Origin of the sequence: Desulfobulbus rhabdoformis (assembly GCF_016919065.1) — a bacterium.
Taxonomy (GTDB): Bacteria; Desulfobacterota; Desulfobulbia; order Desulfobulbales; family Desulfobulbaceae; genus Desulfobulbus; species Desulfobulbus rhabdoformis.
Genome location: NZ_JAFFQA010000105.1, coordinates 1 through 2,212, shown reverse-complemented (window position 1 = coordinate 2,212; position 2,212 = coordinate 1). Strand labels below are relative to the sequence as shown.

The 2,212-nt window shown below is 49.3% G+C and carries 1 protein-coding gene; it reads left to right on the top strand.

What is annotated here, in order from left to right; all coding sequences use genetic code 11:
* The first annotated feature begins 633 nt into the window (after positions 1–633).
* Positions 634–2,100, top strand: coding sequence for a group II intron reverse transcriptase/maturase (gene ltrA / locus JWJ90_RS22505; RefSeq protein ID WP_205229463.1), 1,467 nt, complete (start codon positions 634–636; stop codon positions 2,098–2,100).
* Positions 2,101–2,212 lie beyond the last annotated feature (112 nt).

Here is a 2,212-nt window from a genome sequence, read left to right as displayed (position 1 = left end):
CTTAGCCTGACGGCTATTCGCGACACGAAGTCGCTTTAAATATATGTTTCCACGTGGAAAAAAATATCGTGGAAACCCGGTGTTCCGCCACCGGCATCCTAGGGAGGCATGCTGCCGTTGCGCTGATGACGGGGTGTGAAGCCCTCCTGACAATGTACCGAGGATCTCAGAAGATGTGAGGTCAGGACATGAAGCGTGAGTGGATTGTTCTTCTGGAAGCCATATCCGGATTAGGGCTAGGATTGACTGATATGGTCAGCATATGCAAACACTTGCAGTATCGTAAACAGGCACAAGCCAAAATGGCTGACAGGCTTGATCAAAAGGTATGCGGTCAGGTCAGGAGTTTATAGCCTACCCCTGACGCGGATGTTGCGCCGCCGGTATACGGAGTGGACCTAAGTCAGTTAACAGTATTTATTGTGGAACGTGGTAAGCTTGTAACATCGCCATTTATGGCAAATCCAACCGTAAGGCAGGACGATGGTGTTGCAGGTGCAAGACGCCTTACCAAGCAAAAGCCTTTCTGTAATGGAGAGGATACGGAACTCTTTCCGGCCCGAAAGGGAGCTGAATTTTGGCGGGTGCTCACTCGTAAGAGAATCTGAAGAACCTTCTGATGGGAGAAAGCAAATGACAGTCACTGCGACTGGTGCGCTTCCAGATCACGCTTTATCGTGGCGCCTTATCAACTGGGATGTCGTTTATCGCGAGGTAAAAAGGCTTCAAATGCGTATTGCGAAGGCGGTTAAGGAGCAAAGATGGAATAAAGTGAAAGCGCTGCAATGGCTGCTTACCCACTCCATCAATGCAAAGCTTTTGGCTGTTAGAAGGGTGTCCACCAACAAGGGCGCCAAAACTCCTGGAATAGATGGCGAGGTCTGGTTGGACCCCGCTTCCAGAATGAAAGGCGCACTTTCCCTGTCTCGGCGGGGGTACCGCGCCCTTCCTTTAAGACGTGTTTTCATCCCAAAGAAAAACCAAGGTAAACGCCCTCTGGGTATCCCGGTCATGAAGGACAGGGCACAGCAGGCTCTGCATCTGCTAGCTCTGGAACCAGTGGCAGAGATGGGCGCAGACCCTAATTCATATGGGTTTCGTCCCTACAGGGCGTGCCGGGACGCCATTGGCCAGTGCTTCTGCGCACTTGCCAAACGGCAATCTGCGAGATGGATTCTTGAAGGTGACATTAAAGCCTGCTTTGACGGAATTAGCCATGACTGGCTACGGAAAAATATTCCAATAGACAGGCATATGCTTGATCGCTGGCTGTCCTGTGGATATATGCAGGGAAGCAGGATTTTTCCAATAACAGCAGGTACGCCGCAGGGAGGAATCATCTCACCAACATTGGCCAACATGGCGCTGGACGGAATGGAGGCTGCAATCAGGAATGGGGCAGCCGGACCAGGCCAGAAGGTCAACTTTGTCAGATATGCCGACGATTTTATCGTCACCGCAGCGAGCAAAGAAATACTGGTTGAGGAGGTCACTCCGGTGATAAAAGCGTTTCTTCATGAAAGAGGTTTGATTCTCTCCGAGGAGAAAACGCACATTACCCGAATTGAAGACGGTTTCGATTTTCTGAGTCAAAATGTACGCAAGTACAACAACAAAATGAAAATCACACCAGCCAAAGAAGCAGTGAAACGCTGCTGCGACAAGCTGAAAGAAACTGTCAAATCATTCAACGGCGACTCGGCGGCAGAGATGATTAAAAAGCTCAACCAGCAAATATTTGGCTGGGCCATGTATCATCGCTACATACAGTCTGCCGAAACCTTCTACAAGATTGACTACGTCGTCTTCAATGCCCTGACACGCTGGATGCGTCGACGACATCCAAATAAAAGTGTGAAATGGCTCAAGAAGAAATACATCCGATCTACCAAGAAGCGCAACTGGAATTTTTCTGTGCAATATATAGATATCACCGGCAATAAAGCCACCGTGTATCTATTACGTATGGTAGACGTGGCCAGAGTACGGTATATAAAGATCAAAGGGCATGCAACTCCTTATGATCCAACATATAAACAATACTTTGTCATGCGGAGCAAGGCTAGCAATATTCGCCTTGTACAGCCAAATAGCCAATAATCTCCGGACTCCTCAAAAGAGTCTTACAGAGTGCTTGAGCCGTATGCGGGGAAACTCGCTCGTACGGTTCTGAGGAGGGGCGGGAGCCGCAAGGCTTCCGTCCTATCCGATG

Bases quoted from the DNA above. Each gene is read 5' to 3' on its own strand.
- ltrA (WP_205229463.1), top strand. From the start codon at position 634: ATGACAGTCACTGCGACTGGTGCGCTTCCAGATCACGCTTTATCGTGG.